Source organism: Rossellomorea sp. FM04394, from assembly GCF_041889765.1.
In the GTDB taxonomy this organism is placed as follows: domain Bacteria; phylum Bacillota; class Bacilli; order Bacillales; family Bacillaceae_B; genus Rossellomorea; species Rossellomorea aquimaris_B.
On sequence record NZ_CP168654.1, the window covers coordinates 3,351,302 to 3,374,724 of the forward strand.

Sequence of the window (23,423 nt, forward strand, 5' to 3'; positions counted from 1 at the left end):
ATTATGTTTATATATTAATTTTACAAAAGATAAAAAGAATAGGACGTGTTAAGGAATGCAGCTTTCCAACTCGTTTTGGAGTGCCTCTTTGGAAGAAATGAAAAGAGGTTTTATAGAAGAAGAAGATTCCTTTATTTGTCTTATGTGCGGAGAGAACATTGAAAAAGGCATGGTCTATCCTTACAAAGATAAATTTTACCTCGCTGAAAAATATATGGGTGTTCATATTGAGCGTACGCACCTATCGGTATTCGATTATTTAATTGGAATGGATAAAAAGCTTACGGGTCTTACCGATCACCAAAAACGTTTATTAACCCTCTTTTATCAAGAGAAAAATGACAAAGAAATCAAGGAAGAATTGGATATCGGAAGTGCTTCCACTATCCGGCATCACCGGTTTGCCTTAAAAGAAAAGGAGCGTCAGGCCAAGACCTTCCTGACGATGATGGAATTGCTGAAAGAAAAAGACGATAATGCCCCGACGTTTGTCCCTGTTCATAAGACAGCCACCATGGTGGACGAACGGTACAATATTACACAGAACGAACAGGATCAAATCGTGAAGAAGTACTTCTCTGACGGGGCATTGACAAAATTCCCCCCAAAGGAAAAGCAAAGGCTGGTCATTCTTCGTGAGATTTCGAAACAGTTGAAGAAAGACGATATGTACGATGAAAAAGAATTAAATCACGTATTAAAAGGCATTTATGACGATTATGTGCTCATCAGAAGATATCTCATTGAATATGGGTTTATAGACCGTAAACCCGACGGAAGCAAGTACTGGTTAAAAAAGTAACGAACTAACAGGAGGTCTAAAACATGGATCGTAAAAGAGAGTTAAAACAACAGTATAAAGAAACACCGGTTGAAGCAGGTGTCTTTCAAATCTTAAATAAGCAAAACAATAAAATCTATATTGGTAGCACAAAAAACTTGAAGACCCTGAACGGAATCAAGTTCATGCTCGAAAACAATGGCTTCACCACCAGCAAAGGGTTACAAACCGAATGGAACCAGTACGGGAAAGACGCTTTTACATTCGAGCTATTGGAAAAACTAAAAAAGAATGATGATCCATTTGTGACTGAAAAAGAAGCTCTGGAGGAGTTGGAAGAAAAGTGGTTGGAGAAACTGCAACCATATGGAGAACGAGGGTATAATCAGAAGTAGACAAGGTGATCACCATACAATACCTCAGACTTTTTTTCTCTGAGCATTCACATCTCAAGACAAAATAAGGGCTTACCCAAACTCGGATAAGCCCTAAAACGGTTATGTGAATCACACTCCTACAAATATCCCTATGCTGTCACCATCAATCTCGACTGTCTTCATGCTTTCTCTTTTCTCAAACATCATGCTCTTAATTAAGAGACTGCTCTGCAGTAATTCTTCAAATTGCTCCACTACCTCTTTCATTGAATCATTGACATCCAGCACAAGATTCACACGCTCTTCCACAGGCAGGTTCAGTTCTTTTCTGTATTGCTGGACGGCGCGAACAAGCTCTCGGGCTTTTCCTTCTTTCCGCAGATCCTCTGTGATGGTTGTATCCAGGAAAACACTGAAGGTTGAGTTTGAAGACATTTCCAACCCTTTATGTGTTTTTTTATGAACGATGAGATCATCTTTCTCGACTGATACCTTTTCTCCAGTTGGAGACTCAAAGTCAAGATAGCCTTGTTCTACAACTTTGCTTGCTTCTTCATGATCTAATGATTGTAAATGTTTCTGCACAAGGCCCACGAGCTTACCGAGTTTCGGGCCGGCAGTAGGGAAGTTCAGCTTTAATTCATATTGCACGGAATCTCCTGCTTGGTCCTGCAATTCTACATTCTTTACATTGATTTCATCTTGAATGATGTATTCATACTTCTTAAGTAATTCCGTATCATCCTTCGCTCCCACTACCGTAAGCCTGGATAAAGGCTGCTTTGTTTTAATATTCGTCGTATTACGGGCAGACCGGGCAAGTTCGACTACTTGTAAGACGCGATCCATTTCCATTTCCAATGCTGAATTGATGTCTTCTTGATTTACTTTAGGGAAATCAGCCAGATGGACGCTCACATTGGTTAAGTTCATGTGGATATCTTCCGCGATAAACGGCGTGAATGGTGCCAGCAACCGGCTAACATTCACTAATACCTTGTTTAATGTATGGTAAGCAGCCAGTTTATCTTCATTCAGCCCTTCGCTCCAGAAGCGTTCACGCGATCTGCGGATATACCAATTGCTTACTTGATCAACCAAGATGGATAGTTCCCTTGCCCCAGCGGTAAAGTCATATTGATCTAAATGGTCCGTTACGTTTTTGATAACCGAGTTCAGTCGTGATAACATCCACTGATCGAGTAGAGATGGAGTTCCAGCCTCGTGTTGATCAGGGTCGAACCCATCGATCACTGCATACAGGGTGTAAAAGGAATGAACGTTATTCAGGGTGTCGACCAGTTTCGATTTTGCCTGGCTGACGACGTTTTCTGAGAAGCGTTTATTATTCCAAGGGGCACTATCTGCAAGCAACGCCCATCTGAGAGCATCTGCCCCAAACTTCTCAACGAGATCCATTGGATTGATGACATTCCCTTTACTTTTAGACATTTTACGTCCGTCTTCATCCAGTATGTGCCCGAGTGATAAAACACGCCTATATGGAGCTTTTCCTGTGAAGAGGGAGGAAACCGTCAACAGGCTGTAGAACCAGCCCCTCGTTTGGTCCACTCCTTCGGCAATCACATCCGCCGGGAATTGTTGATGAAATAACTCTTCATTCTCAAATGGATAATGATACTGTGCAAACGGCATCGAACCACTGTCAAACCAGACATCGATGACTTCCTTCGTCCTCATCATCTCATGTGAGCATGACGGACATTCCACGGTCACTTCGTCGACATATGGTTTATGAAGCTCAAGATTGTCACTCCAGCCACTTTTCGCATGGTCTTTCAGCTCTTGAACGCTTCCGGGGACGAACTGATGGTCACAGCCCCCGCAAACCCAGACGTTCAGTGGTGTTCCCCAATAGCGGTTCCTTCCCAGATTCCAATCCACCATATTTTCAAGGAATTTCCCAAATCTTCCTTCTTTCATATGATCAGGATACCACTCGACGGATTGGTTGTTCTTTAAGATGGTCTCTTTGATGGCCGTTGTCTTGATGAACCAGCCTTCCATTGCGTAATAGAGGAGCGGTGAGTCACAACGCCAGCAGTGGGGATAGCTGTGTTCATACTTCTCCTTGGAAAAGAGAAGATTACTATCCGCGAGCATCTTGATGATCTTCACGTCGCTGTCCTTTGTGAATTCTCCTGCAAGAGGCTCGAATTCGTTGGTATAACAGCCTTTTTCATCGACAATATTGACAAAATCCAATCCGCTTTCCATGATTGCATTGTAATCATCTTCACCGTGAGCAGGAGCCAGATGGACAATCCCGGTTCCGCTGTCGTCGGTCACAAACGATGCCGCAATCACTTCGTGCCCCCGGTCAAGCGTGAGATTGTTGAATGGCGGCTGATACGAAACCCCTACAAATTCGTGCCCTTTATGCTCACTGACCCATTCGAAGTCGTCTCCCAACACATTGGTCACCAGGTTCTTTGCCAGGATATACGTCTCTTCCCCCCGTTTGGCTTTCACATAATCCACGTCTTTATGGACGGCAAGGGCCACATTGGCAGGAAGCGTCCAAGGTGTTGTCGTCCACCCCAGAAAGTATTCATGCTCTTTTCCTTCCACCTTAAATTTAGCCGTCGCGGATAAATCTTTTACATCCTTATATCCTTGAGCCACCTCATGGGAACTGAGGGAGGTTTGGCAGCTCGGGCAATAAGGAGCGACCCGATGCCCTTGATAGAGCAACCCTTTCTCATGGATCTTCGAAAGAATGTGCCAGACACTTTCGATATAATCATTCTGAAGGGTGACATAGGGATCATCCATATCCACCCAGTATCCGATTGCCTCCGTAAAGGTCCTCCACTGCCTCTCATAATCGAAAACACTCTTTTTACATTCTTCAATGAATTTCTCAACACCGTATTCCTCGATTTCTTGTTTACCGGACACGCCGATTTTCTTTTCGACGCCCAATTCCACCGGGAGACCGTGTGTGTCCCAGCCTGCCTTACGTTTGACCTGATATCCTCGCATAGTCTGATACCTCGCGACAAAATCTTTGATCACACGCCCCAGAACGTGACCGGCATGCGGCAGCCCATTGGCAGTCGGAGGCCCCTCATAGAAGACAAATGCCTTTTGCCCTTCACGGTTTGTCACTGACTTTTCAAAAATATGATTCGAATTCCAGAAATCCTGGATCCGCTGCTCTCTTTCGACCGATTTTTCGTTTACATTCACCTTTTTCATGTCATCACACCTTCTTTTAGATAAATAAAAAAACCCGCCCCTAACCAATGTTAGGGACGAGTTTGTAACCCGCGATACCACCCTGATTCTGTCCATAAACTGTATTTCAAGTTTACATGACAGCGCTCATGCAACGTACAATCATACGCGTTCCTTGTAACGGCGGAAACCCGTCAAAGCTTAAAGTACCTTCAGCTTTGCTTCTCGGAGAGGATATTCAATATGATCTGAACGTTGACTTCCACCAAATCGCCAACTCTCTGTAGAACAGATTCCATACCTACTCGTTCTCGTCATGGAATGTAAGTGATCCAATATATGTTAGAACAAATGTAAATGATACAGGTTGAATTTGTCAATTTATTTATTTTATTATAGACGGCGCTGCATCCATTTATTCACTATTCTTTACTAACGTATTACCTTATGTATATAATAAAAGTAGTTAAGTACACTAAAAAAGGAGCCTGACGGCAATCAGGACCCTCCACAACATAAACTGCATCGAAAGTGCAGCGGCTCACTTTAGAGTCAATCGAAATGAAGTAATCATCAATGATCCTCAGAGCGGTGGGGACGATGGTTACTTCTTTTTTTGTGTAACCGCGACAATTGCTACAATCAATGTTCCAAAGGCAATCATGATTTGTAATACATCTCCTACAGCAATCATTAGCGTATCACCTCCCTTCACTCGGGAGTGTGAGCCGCTACCCCATCTTCCGTATTATGTTGTGTGCTTCCATTATATCACAGGCATTCGATTGATTACGCCCTTCCGATTGGACCAGTCCGGAAATTTGGAAGGGGGGCGATGCTCGTCCTCTATTCTTTTTATAAAGGTAATAGGACAGAACGACAAAGAAATCGGTAGATCGGAATGAGTGGAGAAGCTGCAAAAAGATATATGTAGATCCAACCTCATCATAAACAGCCGGGTCTGCCCCACAGCATTCCGCCAATGGGCTTTGGGGCAGACCCGTAACCATTACCCCGCCGGATTTTTAGTTTTCCTCCTGTATCGGCAACACCGTAGAATCCTTGATTTCCCTCAACGCCAAGCTCGTTTGAATCTTTGTGATCCCCATTTCATTGAGCCTTCTGATGAAGAGCTCCAGCCCCTTGCGATCCTTGCAGGCCACCTTTAAGAGATAATCATATTCCCCGGTCAAGCAATGACATTCCAGGACTTCTTCCATGGATTCCAATGTCTCCTCCACTGCTTCCAGTTTTTCTGTACGGTGTTCATTGGTGCTCATAAACACGAAGCATAATAAATCAAATCCGAGTTTTTCGTGATTCAGAATGGCTACCTGTTTCTTGATATACCCTTCCGTCTCCAGCCGCTTGATTCGTGCGTGTACGGCCGGTGCCGATAAATTGACCCGCTTCGATAATTCAAGATTGCTCAGCTGCCCGTCCTTTTGCAGCAAATCCAATAGCTTGAGATCCATTTGGTCCAAAACCCTGCTGACAATCGATTCCATTCTAGCCCCACCCTTTTCAATTGTTCCAAAAACCACTGATAAAACGATGTTGAAATGAATTAATACAATCTAAAACTCTACTACACTTTCAATTATTTCGATTATTTACCATTATACAATATGTTCTTTTGTATTTTCAGTAAAATGTTAAAATTATTCTTATAGACAATGTCATTGTGCACAGTGGCTCTTTGAAAAGGGGCTGAATGACGTGAAATATTATTATCTATTGTTACTGACAAGTCTTCTCTGGGGAGGCAATTTCATTGTGGGGAAAACACTTGTGGAACACGCATCCCCGGGAACGTTGACCATATTAAGATGGGCGATCGCCATCGTATGCCTGTTCCCGATTGTCTGGTGGAAAGAAAAAAAGCTGGTTCCACCCGTTCAATCGATCCTGCCGTTATTTTTGATGGGCCTGACAGGGGTAGCCCTTTTTCAGGCACTGCAATTCATGGCTTTGGAAAAGACATCCGCCACCAATGTCGGCCTGATCTCCACGTTAAATATGTTCTCCATCGCCGGAATCTCTTTTATTTTTCTGAAGGAAAAGATTAACGCATTTCAACTGTCAACCATGTTCATCTCGCTCTTTGGCGTGTTGCTTGTCCTGTCCAAAGGGAACGTGGAGATGATCTATTCCCTTCAATTTAATGAAGGGGATCTCTATATGCTGGCTGCTGTTGCGATGTGGGGAATCTATTCCGTTTGCAGTAAGTGGGCAATGAAGACCGTCACTCCCATGATGTCCATTTTATACTCAGGTATATTTGGCCTTCTCATCCTCCTTCCTTTTAATCTTTCTACTTTCCGGGTGACCGATGTTGACGCTTCTTTCGTGCAGTCAATCTTATATACCGGCATTATTTCCACGGTTGTCTGCATGGTCTTATGGAATATCGGAGTGAATAACCTGGGACCGAGTACTTCAGGGTTGTTCTTGAATTTCAACCCTGTATTCACAGCCTTATTGGCCTTCGTCTTTTTGGGAGAAAAGATGAATGGACTACAAGCTGTCGGCAGTATCATTGTTATAGCAGGATGTGTCTTGTTCTCTCTTTTCAAGTCTAAGCCTCGTCTCATCAAAGAAAAGGGGATCGAAGTCCCTTCAAAGTTGTTAGCAAGTCAACCTGTAAAGACTTCATAAAAAGAAGCAGTGCCGATTATATATGAAAAGAAGACTCGTCAATTGACGAGTCTTCTGCCATGTTTAAAGATAAGGGACCTTGCATACCGCCTTGCGCTCATAGTCCCTTTAGTGGATGGCGAAAATCGCCCCCACATTTTGTAAGAGTGATGATACGCATTACTTTTCAGCTGAAATGATCAAGAACATAGGTCTGCGGAGTTCGTCTTTCATTTCAGGCGCACTTTCTACCATTTCGTCAGAGGGAATCGGTTCTTTAATCTTCCTTATATTAAAGCCTGCATGTAGTAAGTCATTGACATATGTGGAAAATGTACGGTGATATTTTACAACATTTTCGGTCAGGAACGTTGTTTCACGTAGACCTTCTAATTGGTAATGGTCAACCGGCCAATGTAACCGATTCCCTTGGTCATCACAATACCAATCTTGTTCCTTTCGGGAAGTGAACATTGGATGTTCAACTGAAAATATAAAAGAACCTCCAGGCTGTAAACTATCATAGATCTTTTTACAGATTGCTTCAAAGGACTCAATATAGTGAAAAGCCAATGAACTGATCACAACATCAAATTGGGAATCAGAAAAATCAATGTCTTCGATTGGCATCTTAATGTAAGAAATGAAAGGATCATTCGTCATTTCACGGGCTTGTTGAAGCATCTTTTCAGATATATCTACTCCGATAACAGACTTTGCTTGCTGTTCCCGAGCATAGCGACAATGCCAGCCAAAACCGCATCCCAAATCAAGGACACTCTTATTTCGGAGTTCGGGTAAAAGCTCTTTTAATACGTGCCATTCTCCCGCACTTTCAAGACCTTTAACGGAACGTTCCATATTTTTATATTCAGAAAAAAAATTCACATCATCATACTTATTTTGCTTCATAATATTTCCAACTCCTACTTGATTAGTTAGCCTCCAAAATTTAATACAAATCAAATTGAGGAGGCAATCTATATTCTTCTAACCATCTCTTTCACCTCGTTTAGTTACTCCAACTAAAAAGACAGCCGGTTATATTTAAACACATTAGAGACGCTGCTCCCTCTAACATCCTCTTTACATGAGTGTATAATGACTATTGCCACCTGTACAATTTATGAAGGTTTTTTACATACATCCCTGCCATAAACTTCGGTAAACCCATTTCGATACATTTATTCTTTACAAATTGTTTCATTTCTTCTACTGTGATGTCTTTTTGGGTGAATTCCCCTTCTTGATAACAATGCTTACAATACAGCGAACTTCTTTCTGAATTCTTCTCAGTACCGCGGTCTTCCATTTTCTTTAAGGGCATGGCACAGCTCTGACATTTTTTATATTCTTTCATTTCTCCACCTCACTATTTAACCTCATTACGCTTCCAAAGTTTTGTAGATTTTTTTTACTCTTTTTAATTGAGGCGCCGTTAGATAGGGTTCTCTTTTTCGTAACACATTCAGAAACCCCTCTCTATTTTCATCTGTAACAGCTACCATTGTGCTTTCAGAGTGCTGAGGCACTTCTTTTGTTCTACAATTCTCAAGGTGCTGGAGTAAGAATGGAAAAATCGCGTCATTATTTTCCTTACTAACCGCCGCGAGCTTCGCAAGAGTTAGAACACCTTTATCAATTGTAATGACCGAACCAAATTTCATGGCACTCTTAATTGTCTGAAGATGAGCCATGATCGTTTCTGAAGATTCCTCTGTAATTGTTGATAATGCTGTCATTCCACCCCATACTAAACGATTATTACGGCTTTTCAGCAACTCTATAAAGGTCAGCCCATACTTACTTATTAGTTCTGGTTTAACTTGTCCGATTTCATACGCTACTTTGATACAGTCATGTTGAACTTTTTTATCCTTGCTAGACAGGTTTTCAATAATTTCTTCTATACCTGCATGATTTTCTTCAATAGCTAACGTGTGTGCCAGCTCAATATTTGGCTCTTCGTCATTTCGATTGAGTCGGGAAGCTAATTGATTCACTGCTGACATGTTGATCCCTCCATTTATCAGAATTGATTGATATAGATACCGTATCACACGTAAGCCGACACCATTATGTCGTATTTCTTAATATTTATCATAAATTTTCTTTGCTCTTTCCTTCATAATCTCCCTAATATGTTCTGGCTCAAGAACTTCTATTTCGGAGCCGAGACTTAAGATCATACGATAGACCCATTCATCTTCCGGGAATGATTCAGTCAGATAAACCCACCCGTCATCACCGAATTCTACAGAATCTAAATCGAAATAATCCTCCAACTCATTTAAGGCATGTTGAGTGAACTTTAGTTTGATGGTAACCATTTCACGATCGTGCTGGTAAAAGCTTTCATGTTCGCTTCGTTCTCTTTGCTCAATTGGTTTAGATGTACGTTTCATGTTTTGCATTCTTCCTAATTTAAACAACCGATATTCATTTCTTAGTTTACAAAAAGCATACACATACCATTTATTGATCTTTAGAATCAACGTAACAGGTTCAATTTCTCTTTCTGTATAGCTTCCATTAATATCAATATATTGAAAAGCAATGACTTTATTGGATTCAATCGATTGTTTGATCATATTTATTTTTTCTTTCCTTTTTTCAGTCGGTCCCCAGCCACCGAAATCTAACCAAACGGGCGAAGTTTGATGAATGTTCCCATTTGACTTTATGGATGTCAGCTTTTCAATAATCTGTTTTAATTGCCTATCATCATAGGTTTTATAGACACCATTTAATGCAGTGAGCAGCAATTCATATTCTATATCATTAAATAATCCTGTACTGATTTTGTATTCTTCAAGAATTCCATAGCCGCCGTTCGAACCTTTATATGAAATAATCGGAATACCCGCGAGGTTAATTGATTCGATATCCCTTTGAATCGTTCGTACAGAGACCTCGAACTCTTCGGCAAGAATTTTTGCCGTTATTCTATTGGTATTTAATAACTTGATGATAATCGCCAGTAATCGTTCTACTTTCATGTTTCATTGCTCCATTTATTTATGATTATATTTTATTCTCAGGTCACAAAATTCTTATCCATTCTGATAATTCATAGTGGAGCATCCGGACTAACTATATCGTCTATCATTTCCCTATTCGTCTTCAACAAACTCCCAGGAAGATCGTTTCGAATGCTCTTCAATCCAAAATAATATGTATCTGGTATATCTTGAAGCAAACGATAATGATATTTTATTTCTTTGTCTGTAAGGCTGCTGACTAATTTTTCAATAAAAATATCCTGTGTCATCATGTCTATAGCACCCAAGTGAAAAACTCCTGTAAGTTTTTGGAGGATGATGTATTTCAGCTGTTTTGCAAGGAGTTCATCCGTTAGATGATTACACTCCAGATTGCTGTATACATCGAGCGAGTTATTCTCAATTCCACTTCTGATTTGATCCAACCTCGGAGACTTCTTCCCCCAAATTTGCGGTATTCGTATCATAACCGCACGTTCCTTTAATACTTCCTGCAACATATTTTCACACTCAATTTTGAACTGTCCATAAGGGGATGCAGCGTTAGGAGTGTCTTTCTCTGAATGATGCTTCGTGAAATCCCCATCGAACACATTTGCCGTGGAAAAATAATAGAGTACGCTTTCTGTGTTTTCGATTTCCAATGAGAGCTCCCTATGAAATTCAAGCTGTTGATTGAAATCACCTCTTAGACATGAAACGATTCTATCAGGTTTGATGGACTGAACGATTTCTTTCATCTTATCCATATCGCTGATTTCTAATTGAAATTGTTTTTCTACAGGGAGATCTACTGGTCTGGTTGCATAGGTCCCAAATACATCAAAGGAGTTTTTGCACTCTTCCACCAACGCTTTCCCCACTAATCCACTTGCACCGAACACGAGCAGTTTCCTCATGTGAAATCCCTCCACTCTCAGAAATTGTATCCTCACTTTTCATATTCTACTAAACTCCTTTGAAAACCCTTTAAATGCCCAATAAAAAAAACGCAATCTTATTAATTGCGTTTTCCTTGAGGATCGTCACCTTTTCAAATATAGGAACATAATCAGGAAGATGATTAGTCCAATAAATAAAAGATAGCCCATCCCCATGCTATACACGAAGTATACCTTAACATGAAGGATGATCCGGATGATGTGAAACATAAGGATGCAAACGAGCGATAAAATGACGATATTCACAAGTCTATCTCTATTTCTGTTTCGATACATAGAATCAGCCCCAATCCAGAGCTCAGTACAAGATGGAACTTGTACCATCAGTCTTTCTATATACCTATTTTGCTTTCGTCCTTATTATTCATGTGGGACGAGGGGACAGGTCCCTATTAATCATTCAATCCCTTACCATCAAGAATATGCTCCATATATTTTTCAATCCTCGACTCGCGGGTTTTGGATTGTTTGGCTTTAGAGAAATAAAGAATGTAGGCTCGTTGCCTTCCCGGCGTCAATTCTTCAAATGCCGTCTTCAAGGCAGGGACTTCCCTGAATTTAGTTTGAAGTTCTTCAGGGATGCTGTATTCTTCCGTCTTTTTTAATTCCACTTGCAAACCGGCCTTTTCCACTTCAATGGCTTCTTGGATATACGCTTTCAAGATTGGCTTCATTTCGATGATTTCTTGAACATTCGTGAACCGGATCTGGCGGGCAGCCTGTACATTCTCCGTTTGTTGGATGAGAATCCCGTCGTGGTCCTTCAACAGAGCCCCTTTATGAAACAGAAGTGCACAATAATCTTTAAACCCGTGCATTAATACAATGTTTTTACCCTCTAGCGTGTAACAAGGATGCATCCACTTGATTTCTTCATTCAGCTCCTCAAAGCCAAGAAGAATACTTCTCAACCTCTCAAATTCTTCCTTCCACGTCTTGGTTTTTTTAATAAATCCATCAACCTTACGATTCGGCTTTATCATCTTGGAACACTCCTTCTTATATGAACTCTAAGTGTTGGCTACTTCCGCCAAAAGGCCGTGTATTCTGCTTTATCCTGAATATTATATGTAATCATATCCTCAAGCAATGTGTAATCCACAGTGTCTTTCCATTTAATTCGAAACAAGCCCTTGGTGGCACTATAGCCGGCTTGTTCTATCCTATCGGCAAACTCCGTCATGGTTACCGCTTCTGGTGCAACGCTTACATGATGCTTCGCTGCGTCAATACCGATGATAAATGTGCCGTGATCGGTAAACATAGGGGTATTCCATTTCATCACTGGTTCCATTTGCGGGAATTTCTCCGTAACCCACGACAGGATTTCCTCCAAACGATTACGGTGATCGGGATTATCAATACCTGCTAAATATGGTGCAAAAACGTCCATTTTGTTCCCTCCTACTATAAAGGATGCCTTTCAAGATAAACCTTATCTGATTTCACTATATATTTTCCAAGGGGTATAGTCAAAAACTCCCCTAACCTCAGCGTTGACTTCGTAAAACCGTGATAAATCCGTCCAGGATATCATGAGAAATCGAGAACCCTTTCCGCTGGTAGAATTCCAACGCCTCTTGATTCCCATTCGATGTGAACACAAAATAATCCTCCACATCCTCGTAGGTTTTCAACCAAGCCATAGACATGTTAAAAAGCTTGGACCCTACACCAAATTGCCGATACCCCTCTTTAATATAAAATTGAGATAGACAACCTACGTTCTCTTTCTTAACCGATGAAAGATCGAAAAACGTGGCAAAATCATTCGAGTACGCTTCTTTAGGAGAAATATTGGTATATACATAGGCTACAATTTCATCATTCTTATCATGATCTTTCACTACCACAATGTAATTATGTAAGGCACTTTTGATGGATGACAGCATCCTGCTATCAAAATTCATGCTGTCAAACCGTTTAGGTGTAATAGATGCCTTTGATTGTTGAAAGTCCATCAGTTCATTGCATAAATCACGACAGCATTCTGCCTGTTCTTCTGGAATCACTTCATATTGTAGATTCATCATTACGTCCCCCATATAATCAATGAATGTCCCGCTGACTCTAGTATGGAAACTATTAATACTACTCTATTACATTTTAGCTTGAACTTAGATTGTAAGGAAAGCTATTACAAAATAAAAATTTTGAAAATGAAACACAAAAAATGACACAGAAGTAAGATTGGTTACTAAAACCAGCCACCTTTGTGTCATTCATTCATCAAATACTTTCAGGTCACTTAAACAAATCCATCAGCAGCTCCCAAAATCCTTTTTCTTTCTTCGGCTCTGCTTTCTTCGTTTCTTGTTCTTCTTTTTCAATGCTTTCTGTCTTGATCACAAATTGCACAGAAGATACTTTTTCGTTCTTGGAGGAAACGAAGGAGACCGGTTTGAAATCGGACTTATCATATTCAGCCAACATCTTATTGATTTCCTCTTGCATTTTGTCAGGAAGGTTTTTCGTTTCCTGGTGCAATTCGCTCGTTCCGCTGTGAAGGTCTGCGACTCCTCCGTCTAATTCGTTTGTTCCTCCAGCAAGTTCAGCAATACCGGAATGAAGCTTCCCGTACGAAGTGGATAACTGACCCACACCTTCTGTATAGCGGACCAGTCCGGAGTGGAAGTCGCCGTAGTTGGCGGACAGTTCACCCAGTCCTTTTTGCAGCTGAGCAAATCCGCTCATATCCGTTTCCTTCAATGATACAGACAAATTATTCGAGATGGAAGTCAGCTGTCCGCTCATTTCATTCACGGAACCACTCACCTGATTCAAGGTCGGTTCCACTGCAGCGAAGGCTTCCTTGACGCTTGCATAGGTCCCCTTCACTTTTTGCGCAGCTTGATGGGACTCGACCAGTTTATCCACTACCTGGGGATCCGCTCCACTTTCGTATAATGCGGCAATCTCTTGTTCCGAAAGATCGGAAGCAGGGATTCCCGCCATCGCACCGTCCAATGCAGCATATGCCTGTGTATAGTTCTGCTGCAGGGTCGATAACCCATTCGCCGCTTGTGTCAGGCCATCAGCCAATTGGGTCAAACCAGCCGGCAGCTCATTCAAAGCTGATAAATCCACTTCAGCAGGACTTGCAGCCAGTGACTGATTGATTGTCCGCAGTGCATCGCCGATGGAATTCGAGGCTCCGACAATTTGAGACGAAGAACCGTTCAATTCACTGATGCCATTTTTATATTGAGCCGAACCATCGCGCAGGTTCGCTGCCCCGTCGTTCAATTCGGAAACACCACTTTTCAGGTCGGCCACCCCTGCGTTTAACTTGCCGATCGCACCTGACAGCTCCGACATATCATCCGTCATATTTTCAGTTCCCGTCGTATCGATTGGGAGTGTGGAAGGGACTGCGGCGATTTGAACTCCATCGAACTCAAAGTTCGCTACATCCGCTTCCACGCTTAGTTTTTTCTCTTTTCCAGGCATGACGGTAAAGGTGATTTGCTTATTCTTCCCAGCATTCGCCACCATCCCGTCTGCCGCTTCGATGTTCTCATACGTATTCGGCAGGTTCAGGGAAACCTGCAATAAATAATTCTCATAAAATACAGTACCTGCATTCTTATTTTCAGCAGTATCGATGTTGATTTCTAGATGTCCGCTTTTCCCCGCAAGTTGTGATGGATCGATTTTCTTTCCATCCAAGCTATACGATACCGTCACATCCCATGGTAACTTTGTATCTTTTTTCATGTTTCCTTGATACGTGAACTTTCCTTCAGGGGCATCCATTTCAACCTTCTGCCCCTCCAGCTCAAGCTTCTTCAGATCCGTCAGATTCTTGACGCTGCTGAATTCCCCGTAATCGAGGACCTTTCCGGCACGAGCTACCTCGAAGGTATTCACGACATAGATTGAATCCAGGTCTCCAGCTGCATTCAGTGTCGCGTACACGACTTCATCCTTCGAAGTGACCTTTCCTTCCGTTGCCGCCTGAGCAGGTACACTAAGAAATGAAGGCAAGAATAGCATCAATGCGAGTGCAGAGTAACGTAATTGTTTTTTTCTCATCATCATTTCTCCTCATAATAATTTGCTTTATACGTTGTTTTCTTAATGACTTTATCGAATACCAGGAGCATCGCCGGCAGGACCAAGAGGACCATGATAAAGGCAAGTAGCGCACCCCTGCCCATCAATAGACCGATGGATCCAACGATCGGATTGGACGAGGTGATCCACAAAATAAAGCCGACACTCGAAAGGATCGCTGCCGAAATCGAAATCGAGAATGTCTTCTCATCCAGGGTTCTAACCATTGCTTCTTTAGCAGGCATTTCCTTGCGATAATGGGTATAGGCCTCTGTGAATAAAATCCCATAATCGACCGTCGCGGCAAGCTGTACCGTACTTATAATCAAGTACCCGACAAACACGAGCGGGGTATTCGTGAAATATGGAATCGATAAATTGATCCAGACCGCCGCTTCAATCGTGATGAGCAGCACCACTGGAATCGTAATCGATTTAAAGCTGAACAGAAGCACAAGGGCAATCGTCACAACCGTCAGTACATTCACGACCACATTATCCTTGTTGACGGTATTCTTGATGTCATAAAGCGTCACGCTCTCCCCAAGTGCCAGAGCTTTATCTCCATAGTAATCCGCCGCCGCTTTTTCCACCTTCTCTACAATGGAAAAAGGAACGTCTCCTTCCGTACCCTGATTCGTGTTAATGACGATCCGGCTGTAATTTTCAGAGTAGAATTCATCCGTGATCGATTTATCCAGATACTCAGGCGGGATCTCAGAACCAACCTGATTCACATACGCCATGACTCCTGTCACATAATCAAGGGACTCGATATTCTCGACGAGCTCCTTTTCTTTTGCCATATCTCCTTTAGGTACTAACAGAACGATGGGCGTCGTTTCTCCAAATGTCTCTTCCACCTTATTGAAGTCACTCCCGACACGGGTGTTTTCCGGTTGCTCACCTGTTCCGTAAATGAAAGAAGTATTCGTTTGCCCCAGGAAGGCAGGTACCAGAATCGCAAATACAAAGATCAGGCTCGGTACCTTCAGTTTCAGTACCTTGTTCCCGATCCCCGTAAAGCTCGGAACAAAGCTCTTATGCTTCGTCTTATCCATCCATTTATAGAAAACAAGAGTCAGTGCAGGCAGGAACACCATCACACTGATAAAGCTCAGGACGATCCCCTTCACGAGATTCACCCCGAGATCAGAACCGATCTGGAACTCCATGAACGTAAGGGCGATAAATCCGAAGAACGTCGTTGCCGCACTTGCCGTGATTGCAGGAAACGACTTCTTCATTGCAAGCTTCATAGCTTCTTCAGGATCATCCGTCACTTTCCGGTAATCGGAAAAGCTGTGAAGCAGGAACACCGCGTAATCCAGCGACACTGCCAGCTGCAGGATCGGCGCAACCGACTGGGTGACGAAGGAAACTTCCCCTAGGAAGATATTCGTTCCCAGGTTGATCAGAACCGACACCCCGATCGCCGTCAGGAAGAAAAGTGGTTCAACCCATGAAGTCGTCGAGATGACCAGAATCAGGATGATGAGGGGTACCAGTAACATCCCTGCATACATCGATTCACTACCCGCCATTTTCTGAGAACTGGCCGTATTGGCCGCATCACCGGCAATCGCACCGTCACTGCCAATCAGCTCATAGATCTCATCGGTGATGCGGACCTCATCGCCGGTACGGACACTGATGGAAAACAGCGCATTCCGATCACTATAATAATTCTCGACCGTCTCCTCGTCCGCCACTTCCAAAGGCGTCTTCAGATCGACCATATCATCCAGCCACATCACGTCCGAAACACCGTCTATAGCTTCCAGCTTTTCTTTATAGGCGAGTGCCTCCTGTATCGACACATCGGTCACCATGACCCGCGTATCGGGAACGTCACCCGTGAACTCCTTTTCCATGATGTCCATCGCCTGTGTCGACTGGGCATCATCGGGCAAATAATCGACCATATTATAATTGACCTTCACAAAAAACTGCGCTACCGTCGACAGAAGCGTCACCAATATAAACGTCATCAATACAGCCTTCTTATGCTTTATGATCCATGCTGCTATACTTATCATTTCTCAACCTCACTTGTATCTCTCACATTTTCACCTTATCATTATAATAAACACCGTGTTGGATATTCAACGGACAGTTGCATAAGGAATGTTCAATACTCAACACATCACTCACGTGTGTTGGATAACTCAGAAAAAGCAGGAAAGGAACGCTGATCGTTGAACTCAAAAATGGACAGACGAAAAAAATATACACGCATGGTTTTAAAGGACAGCCTGTTAAAACTACTGCAGGATAAATCAATTTCAAGCATCACCATCAAAGAAATATGCGAAACGGCGGACATCAATCGATCCACTTATTATGCCCACTATTCAAACCAGTACGAACTGCTCGAAGCAATCGAAGAAGAATTCATCGAGGACCTGACCATCACACTTGGTCAGTACAACTTCTCAAAAGAAGAAGAAGCCTTGCAAATGACCGAAAAACTATTCGAATACATCGCCGACAAAAGCGACATCTGCGAGGCCCTTCTCAGCGAGAACAGCGATATGTATTTCCTCAAAAAAGGCATGATCATCACCCACGAATTCATCTTCAAAAACTGGATCACCGATAGCCGGATGGACCAAGAAACCTATGAATACATCAATATGTTCATGGTGAGCGGAAGTATTCATGTCATCAAAAATTGGGTGGAGAATGGGATGGATAAGACACCTGAAGAGATGGCGGGAATCTTGCACCGGTTTATTAATCGGGGGTTGTCGGGGGTGAGGTAGGTTTCCAAAACAAGGTTATGACCTGGATCGTAAAGTGCATGGGTTGAAACTTCTAATCAGCCAACAACGGTTCAATCGTTCAACCAAAAAGGGTCGTGAATCCTCCTTGGATTCACGACCCTTTTTATGAAATAAGATAAGCTATTCATTTCCTACCAGTGTACTTGAAGTTTATTACCATTGGGGTCATAAAAGTGGAAAAAAGCGTGCCCGATATACTTCAATTGGGCTTATGCTCTCCCCCATGAAAGTTACAGAACAAGTTGTTATCTGTGTTGTGCTAATATAAATTCTTCTAAATTTGGAGATTGATTATATTTCATTGCTGCTTGTGTATCCTTGTTAAAAATGGCCTCTGTTAAGTCAATATCGTTTATACTCGCAATGGCCACTACGTAATGTATAACATCCACTAACTCTTTTTCCAAAGACGTATTCCCTGAATTTGCTTTTCTCCCTTCTAATTGGTTTAGTACTTCTGCCACCTCTCCAATTTCTTCTACCAGTTTCATAAATAAAGCAGATGAATTTCGTCCTTCTTTGTATTTTAGTGCCAGATAGCTCTGTAATTCATGGAATGTTAGTTGTTTCATAAGAATCCTCGCTTTAAATTAAATAGATTTATGATGAACTTTCTTTGTTGAAAAATACATTACAATATACATATCACTACCAATTATTTCAAAAAAACTGTTGTTTAACAATCCCCTTATTCTTTGAAAAGGACTTTAAGAAGAGTTCAATTCCTCAATACCCCCCACCTAGTTTGTTCATTTTAAAAGTCCAAAAAGTGCTCTTGGCTCCTAAAAAGTCATACTCAACTTTGTGCAGGAAGACTCTTATTTTCCAGCAGCTAAGATTGCCCTAGCTTTATTAAAAATGGAGACGTTAAGGTTATGTACGAAGAGGCATAACAGAAAAAGAGCCATCACCGTGCTTCGGTGATGGCTCTTACTTTCATTTGTCGGGGTTACCGGTCAATTTTGAAACCGCACGTTCTGCTGAGAGGAGCGCTCCTTCAAGGTGACCGCCATTTTCTGCAGCAGTTTCGGTTCCGGCAAATAGGATTTTCTGTTCCCATAGACCTCCATGCCTCGGCGGACCATATTCAGGAAAGCTTGTCAACGGGACGGCATCCTCCTCCACCGCCGTATGGGGTTCAACAGACCAATCCTTGTACAACATTGATACTGGCCTACCCGCCTGTACACCGAACAGGCGGGTCAGCTGTTCCCCGACAAGACGTAATACTTTATCCTCCCCGAGCTCCCTCCGAACAGCAGCGGGCATTCCGAAGAATCCAAAAAGGGCACCTGCTCCTTTAAATGGGGACGCGTCATGGATTTCCTGAAGCGGCCCGGCCCAGCTCGTTACCTGGCCGGACAGCCCTTCCTCTCGCCAGAAAGGCCGTTCATAAACGGCCACTGCTTTTGCCTGTCCTGCCATCCACGTTGGCTTCCGGAGGAGACTTTTCATTAGTTCTTCGGGTAGCGATGGTGAGAATTCAAGACGCTGTGCCACGAGCCTCGGTGGCATGGCGAGGATGATGGCTCCCGTCTTCCATGCCTTTTTTCCTCCAGGATGATCCGCTTCAACCGTGACTTCCCCTTCTTTATCCATCCGGATGGCCTTTACGGTTGTATTCAACTGAACGGTCCCGGAAGGAAGAGTGTCATAGACGGCGTCAATGAGTGAGTTCACTCCGCCAAACAGCCTGAAAGATTTTTGCACGGCCCCTTGGGGCAAGATATGCCGTTCTGGAGGAGCGTTTTCTGACTGCTCATATAAAAGGGCTCCTTCCGTATGCTGATGGAACGTTTGTAAACCGAGTCCCTTTACAAGGCTCGTAATGGCTGGTTCATGATCCGGCCAGAACCACGTTGGCCCGAGGTCCGTCCCTCCCACGGTCAGCACTCTTCCCCCGATTCTTTCCCGGGCTTCAAGTACCAGGCAATCAACACCTTTCGAGTGGAGAAGAGATGCGGCCCTGAGACCGCTCAGACCAGCTCCGACAATGATCACAGGTTTCTTCATGCAGTGACCTCCTATCCTCTTCACATAGAAAATTGTAGCAGAAGGGACGGACCATTTCATGCAGGAGAGTTTCTACAATAAAATAAAAAAAGCTTGTGGAACCTTCCCGTCCCTACAAGCTCCATCATCTACCTACTTCTCATACTCTTCATTCTCATACGTGCCATAATGACCATTTTCCGTATCAATGACTCCGCTCGTATAAGAATCCATGATCTGCTGGCTTACCTGCTCGTTTGCCTGCTCATCATATGTGAACTGCTCTTTCGGATCTCTTTTCTTCATGTCGATTCCCCCTTATAAATAAGTAGTCGTTTCCCTTTTATTGTTCGAAAATTAGATACAGATATGAGTGGAAAAATATAGTATGATAAGGGTAAGGAGGGGATAACAATGAGTTTAAAATATCAGAACATATTAATAGCCGTTGATGGATCCAAGGAAGCAGAATGGGCGTTCAAAAAAGGGATTGCCATCGCTAAACGCAATGATGCAACATTATCATTGATACATGTCATCGATACCCGTTCCTTCGCGGCGATCGAATCCTACGATCGCACGGTAGGAGAAAGAGCTATCAAGTATGCTGAAGAATTGTTAGACGAGTACAAAGCAGATGCTGCAGAAGCAGGGTTAACAAAAGTGAAAACCTATGTCGAGTACGGTTCCCCGAAAGTGATCATCCCAAGAGAAGCAACCAAGAACGTCAAAGCAGACCTTATCATATGCGGCGCAACCGGACTTAACGCCGTCGAACGATTCCTCATTGGAAGTGTGTCAGAGCATATCACAAGAGCTGCCCATTGTGATGTTCTCGTTGTCAGAACAGAAGAATTGGATGAGTAATGATTTTATAAACCAAAAGAGCCGTTGAATGTAGATAAACTCTACGTTCAACGGCTCCTTTTTATCTAGACTGATTGAGCAGTAAATTTTTTCAATTGAGATTTCCCCTTCTCAATCTGCACCTTCACCTGCTCAAACCCTGTACCACCATAAGACTTTCTTCTTTCAACAGCGGAATACGGAGTCAATATCGAATAAATGTCCTCCTCTATCAATGAAGAAAACTCACCATACTCTTCCAATGTAATATCCTTCAGATAGCAGCCCTTTTCAATACAATAGAGAACCAGCTTCCCGACGATTTCATGGGCTTGTCTGAACGGAACCCCCTTCGTCGCCAAGTAGTCAGCAAGTTCCGTCGCATTGGAGAAATCATTCCCTACCGCTTCCTCCATTTGTTTCGTGTTCACCGTCATCGTAGAAATCATACCCGTGAAGATTTTCAGGGATCCCACTACGGTTTTAACGGTGTCAAACATGCCTTCCTTGTCTTCCTGCATGTCCTTGTTGTACGCAAGGGGCAAGCCCTTTAAGACTGTAAGAAGAGAGATAAGATTTCCATTCACTCTCCCCGTTTTCCCTCTCACAAGCTCCGCCATATCAGGATTCTTCTTTTGTGGCATGATGCTGCTTCCAGTCGTGAAGCTGTCATCGAGCTCGATGAATCGAAACTCCTCCGTGGACCAGAGGATCATCTCTTCCGCCAAGCGAGAAAGATGGGTCATCATAATTGAGCTATTGCTCAGGAATTCCAGGATGAAATCACGATCACTTACGGCGTCCAGGCTGTTTTCGTAGCATGAGTTGAACCCAAGCAGTTCAGCTGAATATTCCCGGTCAATCGGGAATGTAGTACCAGCCAGTGCCCCGGCGCCTAATGGGGATATGTCGATTCTTTTAAGAGAGTCAACGAGTCGTTCCTTATCCCGGTTGATCATCCAGAAATAACACATAAGATGATGGGCGAAGGAAATCGGCTGGGCACGCTGAAGATGAGTATACCCAGGAATGATCGTTTCAACATTTTCTTCCGCCTGAACAATGATTGCCTGCTGAAGATCCTCAACGAGTGTGACGATTTCCTCCACTCGTCTCTTTAGAAACAGATGCATGTCTGTTGCGATCTGGTCATTGCGGCTTCTGCCTGTATGAAGTTTACCGCCGACCTCACCGATTAAATCAATCAGCTGCTTCTCCAAATTCAAGTGGATATCTTCATACTCGACAGAAAACTGAAGTTCATTCTTTTCAGCCTTTCCGTAAAGAACATGAAGTCCTTCAAGAATTTGATCTGCTTCGCCTACAGTGAGGATACCGCATTTTTTTAACATTGTTACATGGGCGATGCTGCCTTCTATATCCTCAAGGACCAGTTCCTGATCGAAGGAGATGGATGCGTTGAATTCATCCACCCACTCTTCCGGTTTTTTTGTAAAACGTCCTCCCCAGAGCTTGCTCATAGAGTCACTTTCTCCTTCTTTTCAGCGTTGACCATTGCTGAAACCTTTGTCGGCAGACCCCATAATTGAATGAATCCAACGGCAGCATCATGATCGAATTCATCCGCTTTTGTGTAAGTCGCAAGTTTCTCATCATATAAGGAATTAGGCGATTTTCTTCCTTCCACGATGGCATGCCCCTTGAATAATTTCACGCGGACGACACCATTCACATACACCTGCGTTTGATCAAGGAATGCCTTCAGCGCTTTATTCAGCGGTGAGAACCATAAGCCTTCATAAATCAATTCCGTCATTTTCTTCTCGATCACAGGTTTAAAATGAGCAAGCTCTTTCACAAGCGTAAGATCTTCCAGTTCCTTATGTGCCTTTAACAGCGTGACGGCGGCTGGACACTCATACACTTCACGTGACTTGATCCCGACCAGACGATTCTCCACATGATCGATACGTCCGACCCCATGTTTACCAGCAATGATATTCAGCTTGGAAATGATTTCATCGAGTGGATGGGCAACGTGATCCAATTCAACAGGCACACCATTAGAGAATGTAATCTCGACCACATCAGCTTCGTCCGGTGATGCTTCAATGCTCGACGTCAAGTCGTATGCATCCTCTGGAGGAGCAGCCCATGGATCTTCAAGTACACCACATTCATTGCTTCTTCCCCATAGGTTCTGGTCGATGCTATAAGGGGAATCGAGGTTGATGGGGATAGGGATCCCTTTATCCTTCGCATATTCAATCTCTTCTTCACGTGACCATTTCCATTCGCGAACCGGCGCGATCACTTCTAAAGAAGGATTCAATGCGGCGATGGATACTTCAAATCTCACCTGGTCATTCCCTTTTCCCGTACATCCGTGGGCGACCGCTGTAGCATTTTCCTGTTCAGCGATTTCCACAAGTTTTTTAGCAATCAAAGGTCTTGATAAAGCAGAAACCAGTGGATATTTCCCTTCATACAGGGCGTGACTTTGTAAGGCAAGAAGGGCATAATCATTCGCAAATTCTTCTTTCGCATCGATGACATAGCTTTTGGAAGCTCCGACCTTCAACGCTTTTGCTTGAACGAAATCCAGATCCTTCCCCTCTCCAACATCCAGGCAACATGCAATCACTTCATATCCTTTTTCCTTTAACCATTGAACCGCAACCGACGTATCTAAACCACCTGAGTAGGCTAATACCACTTTTTTATTCATCCGTATCTCCTCCTGTTAATCTATATATATTGAATATTTATTCCTTAAGATGAATTTATATTAGCAGTTTATCAGAGAATCATCAATACAAATTCATGAATTTGTATAAATATTT

The 23,423-nt window shown here is 42.9% G+C and carries 23 protein-coding genes and 1 other annotated feature; of the genes, 5 read left to right on the forward strand and 18 right to left on the reverse strand.

Translation table 11 applies throughout. The features are described from left to right. Nucleotides 1-55 precede the first annotated feature (55 nt). Complete coding sequence (locus tag ACCB35_RS16920) at nt 56-802, forward strand: DUF2087 domain-containing protein (protein ID WP_374054600.1); 747 nt, start codon at nt 56-58, stop codon at nt 800-802. Between the two features lie 23 nt (nt 803-825). Then, the gene (locus ACCB35_RS16925) at nt 826-1,176 is read left to right on the forward strand and encodes a GIY-YIG nuclease family protein (protein WP_374054601.1); all 351 of its coding nucleotides are present in this window, start codon (nt 826-828) and stop codon (nt 1,174-1,176) included. Nucleotides 1,177-1,287: 111 nt separating this feature from the next. Here ACCB35_RS16925 and ileS read toward each other — a convergent pair whose 3' ends face one another. From ileS to ACCB35_RS16940, 3 genes are all read right to left on the reverse strand, one after another. Continuing rightward, a complete protein-coding gene (gene ileS / locus ACCB35_RS16930; RefSeq protein ID WP_374054602.1) occupies nt 1,288-4,380 on the reverse strand; it encodes an isoleucine--tRNA ligase in 3,093 nt (1,030 codons plus the stop codon). Between the two features lie 49 nt (nt 4,381-4,429). After that, nucleotides 4,430-4,686 (reverse strand) — a binding site (T-box leader). Nucleotides 4,687-4,963: 277 nt separating this feature from the next. Further along, on the reverse strand, nt 4,964-5,053 hold the full coding sequence (locus ACCB35_RS16935) for a putative holin-like toxin (RefSeq protein WP_219927342.1): 90 nt from the start codon (nt 5,051-5,053) through the stop codon (nt 4,964-4,966). A 331-nt stretch (nt 5,054-5,384) separates the two neighbouring features. Continuing rightward, the gene (locus tag ACCB35_RS16940; RefSeq protein ID WP_374054603.1) at nt 5,385-5,867 is read right to left on the reverse strand and encodes an Lrp/AsnC family transcriptional regulator; all 483 of its coding nucleotides are present in this window, start codon (nt 5,865-5,867) and stop codon (nt 5,385-5,387) included. A gap of 211 nt (nt 5,868-6,078) precedes the next feature. On the opposite strand from ACCB35_RS16940, the gene ACCB35_RS16945 reads away from it, so the two are divergent. After that, nucleotides 6,079-7,017 (forward strand): DMT family transporter, encoded by a 939-nt coding sequence (locus ACCB35_RS16945; protein WP_374054604.1) that lies wholly within the window; start codon nt 6,079-6,081, stop codon nt 7,015-7,017. Between the two features lie 159 nt (nt 7,018-7,176). Here the strand turns inward: ACCB35_RS16945 and ACCB35_RS16950 are convergent, their stop codons facing one another. The 10 genes from ACCB35_RS16950 to ACCB35_RS16995 form a co-directional block, all read right to left on the reverse strand. Continuing rightward, nucleotides 7,177-7,908 (reverse strand): class I SAM-dependent methyltransferase, encoded by a 732-nt coding sequence (locus tag ACCB35_RS16950; RefSeq protein ID WP_374054605.1) that lies wholly within the window; start codon nt 7,906-7,908, stop codon nt 7,177-7,179. A 193-nt stretch (nt 7,909-8,101) separates the two neighbouring features. Beyond that, a complete protein-coding gene (locus ACCB35_RS16955) occupies nt 8,102-8,356 on the reverse strand; it encodes a zinc ribbon domain-containing protein (protein ID WP_374054606.1) in 255 nt (84 codons plus the stop codon). 25 nt (nt 8,357-8,381) lie between these two features. Further along, nucleotides 8,382-9,008, reverse strand: coding sequence for a hypothetical protein (locus ACCB35_RS16960; protein WP_374054607.1), 627 nt, complete (start codon nt 9,006-9,008; stop codon nt 8,382-8,384). 78 nt (nt 9,009-9,086) lie between these two features. Next, a complete protein-coding gene (locus ACCB35_RS16965) occupies nt 9,087-9,995 on the reverse strand; it encodes a helix-turn-helix transcriptional regulator (protein WP_374054608.1) in 909 nt (302 codons plus the stop codon). A gap of 71 nt (nt 9,996-10,066) precedes the next feature. After that, a complete protein-coding gene (locus tag ACCB35_RS16970) occupies nt 10,067-10,897 on the reverse strand; it encodes a sugar nucleotide-binding protein (RefSeq protein ID WP_374054609.1) in 831 nt (276 codons plus the stop codon). Between the two features lie 434 nt (nt 10,898-11,331). Further along, nucleotides 11,332-11,922 (reverse strand): YdeI family protein, encoded by a 591-nt coding sequence (locus tag ACCB35_RS16975; protein ID WP_374054610.1) that lies wholly within the window; start codon nt 11,920-11,922, stop codon nt 11,332-11,334. A 38-nt stretch (nt 11,923-11,960) separates the two neighbouring features. Further along, nucleotides 11,961-12,332 (reverse strand): iron chaperone, encoded by a 372-nt coding sequence (locus ACCB35_RS16980; RefSeq protein WP_374054611.1) that lies wholly within the window; start codon nt 12,330-12,332, stop codon nt 11,961-11,963. Nucleotides 12,333-12,429: 97 nt separating this feature from the next. Beyond that, on the reverse strand, nt 12,430-12,972 hold the full coding sequence (locus tag ACCB35_RS16985; protein ID WP_374054612.1) for a GNAT family N-acetyltransferase: 543 nt from the start codon (nt 12,970-12,972) through the stop codon (nt 12,430-12,432). A gap of 211 nt (nt 12,973-13,183) precedes the next feature. Beyond that, on the reverse strand, nt 13,184-14,974 hold the full coding sequence (locus ACCB35_RS16990; RefSeq protein ID WP_374054613.1) for a YhgE/Pip domain-containing protein: 1,791 nt from the start codon (nt 14,972-14,974) through the stop codon (nt 13,184-13,186). 2 nt (nt 14,975-14,976) lie between these two features. Next, entirely contained in the window at nt 14,977-17,034 is a 2,058-nt protein-coding gene (locus tag ACCB35_RS16995; RefSeq protein WP_374054614.1) for an RND family transporter, read from the reverse strand. Between the two features lie 171 nt (nt 17,035-17,205). Between ACCB35_RS16995 and ACCB35_RS17000 the strand changes: the two genes are divergently transcribed. Next, the gene (locus tag ACCB35_RS17000) at nt 17,206-17,760 is read left to right on the forward strand and encodes a TetR/AcrR family transcriptional regulator (RefSeq protein WP_374054615.1); all 555 of its coding nucleotides are present in this window, start codon (nt 17,206-17,208) and stop codon (nt 17,758-17,760) included. A gap of 266 nt (nt 17,761-18,026) precedes the next feature. Here ACCB35_RS17000 and ACCB35_RS17005 read toward each other — a convergent pair whose 3' ends face one another. The 3 genes from ACCB35_RS17005 to ACCB35_RS17015 all read right to left on the reverse strand — a co-directional run bounded on the left by ACCB35_RS17005 (nt 18,027) and on the right by ACCB35_RS17015 (nt 20,079). Beyond that, on the reverse strand, nt 18,027-18,353 hold the full coding sequence (locus ACCB35_RS17005; RefSeq protein ID WP_374054616.1) for a MazG nucleotide pyrophosphohydrolase domain-containing protein: 327 nt from the start codon (nt 18,351-18,353) through the stop codon (nt 18,027-18,029). A gap of 364 nt (nt 18,354-18,717) precedes the next feature. Further along, nucleotides 18,718-19,794: a flavin monoamine oxidase family protein gene (locus ACCB35_RS17010; protein WP_374054617.1), complete on the reverse strand. Its 1,077-nt coding sequence runs from the start codon at nt 19,792-19,794 to the stop codon at nt 18,718-18,720. Between the two features lie 132 nt (nt 19,795-19,926). Then, on the reverse strand, nt 19,927-20,079 hold the full coding sequence (locus ACCB35_RS17015) for a hypothetical protein (protein ID WP_172655772.1): 153 nt from the start codon (nt 20,077-20,079) through the stop codon (nt 19,927-19,929). Between the two features lie 108 nt (nt 20,080-20,187). Between ACCB35_RS17015 and ACCB35_RS17020 the strand changes: the two genes are divergently transcribed. Then, complete coding sequence (locus ACCB35_RS17020; protein ID WP_044339418.1) at nt 20,188-20,640, forward strand: universal stress protein; 453 nt, start codon at nt 20,188-20,190, stop codon at nt 20,638-20,640. Between the two features lie 65 nt (nt 20,641-20,705). Here ACCB35_RS17020 and argH read toward each other — a convergent pair whose 3' ends face one another. Continuing rightward, complete coding sequence (argH, locus tag ACCB35_RS17025) at nt 20,706-22,100, reverse strand: argininosuccinate lyase (RefSeq protein WP_374054618.1); 1,395 nt, start codon at nt 22,098-22,100, stop codon at nt 20,706-20,708. Then, nucleotides 22,097-23,308 (reverse strand): argininosuccinate synthase, encoded by a 1,212-nt coding sequence (locus ACCB35_RS17030; RefSeq protein WP_374054619.1) that lies wholly within the window; start codon nt 23,306-23,308, stop codon nt 22,097-22,099. The genes argH and ACCB35_RS17030 overlap by 4 nt, the downstream gene beginning before the upstream one ends. Between the last annotated feature and the right edge of the window lie 115 nt (nt 23,309-23,423).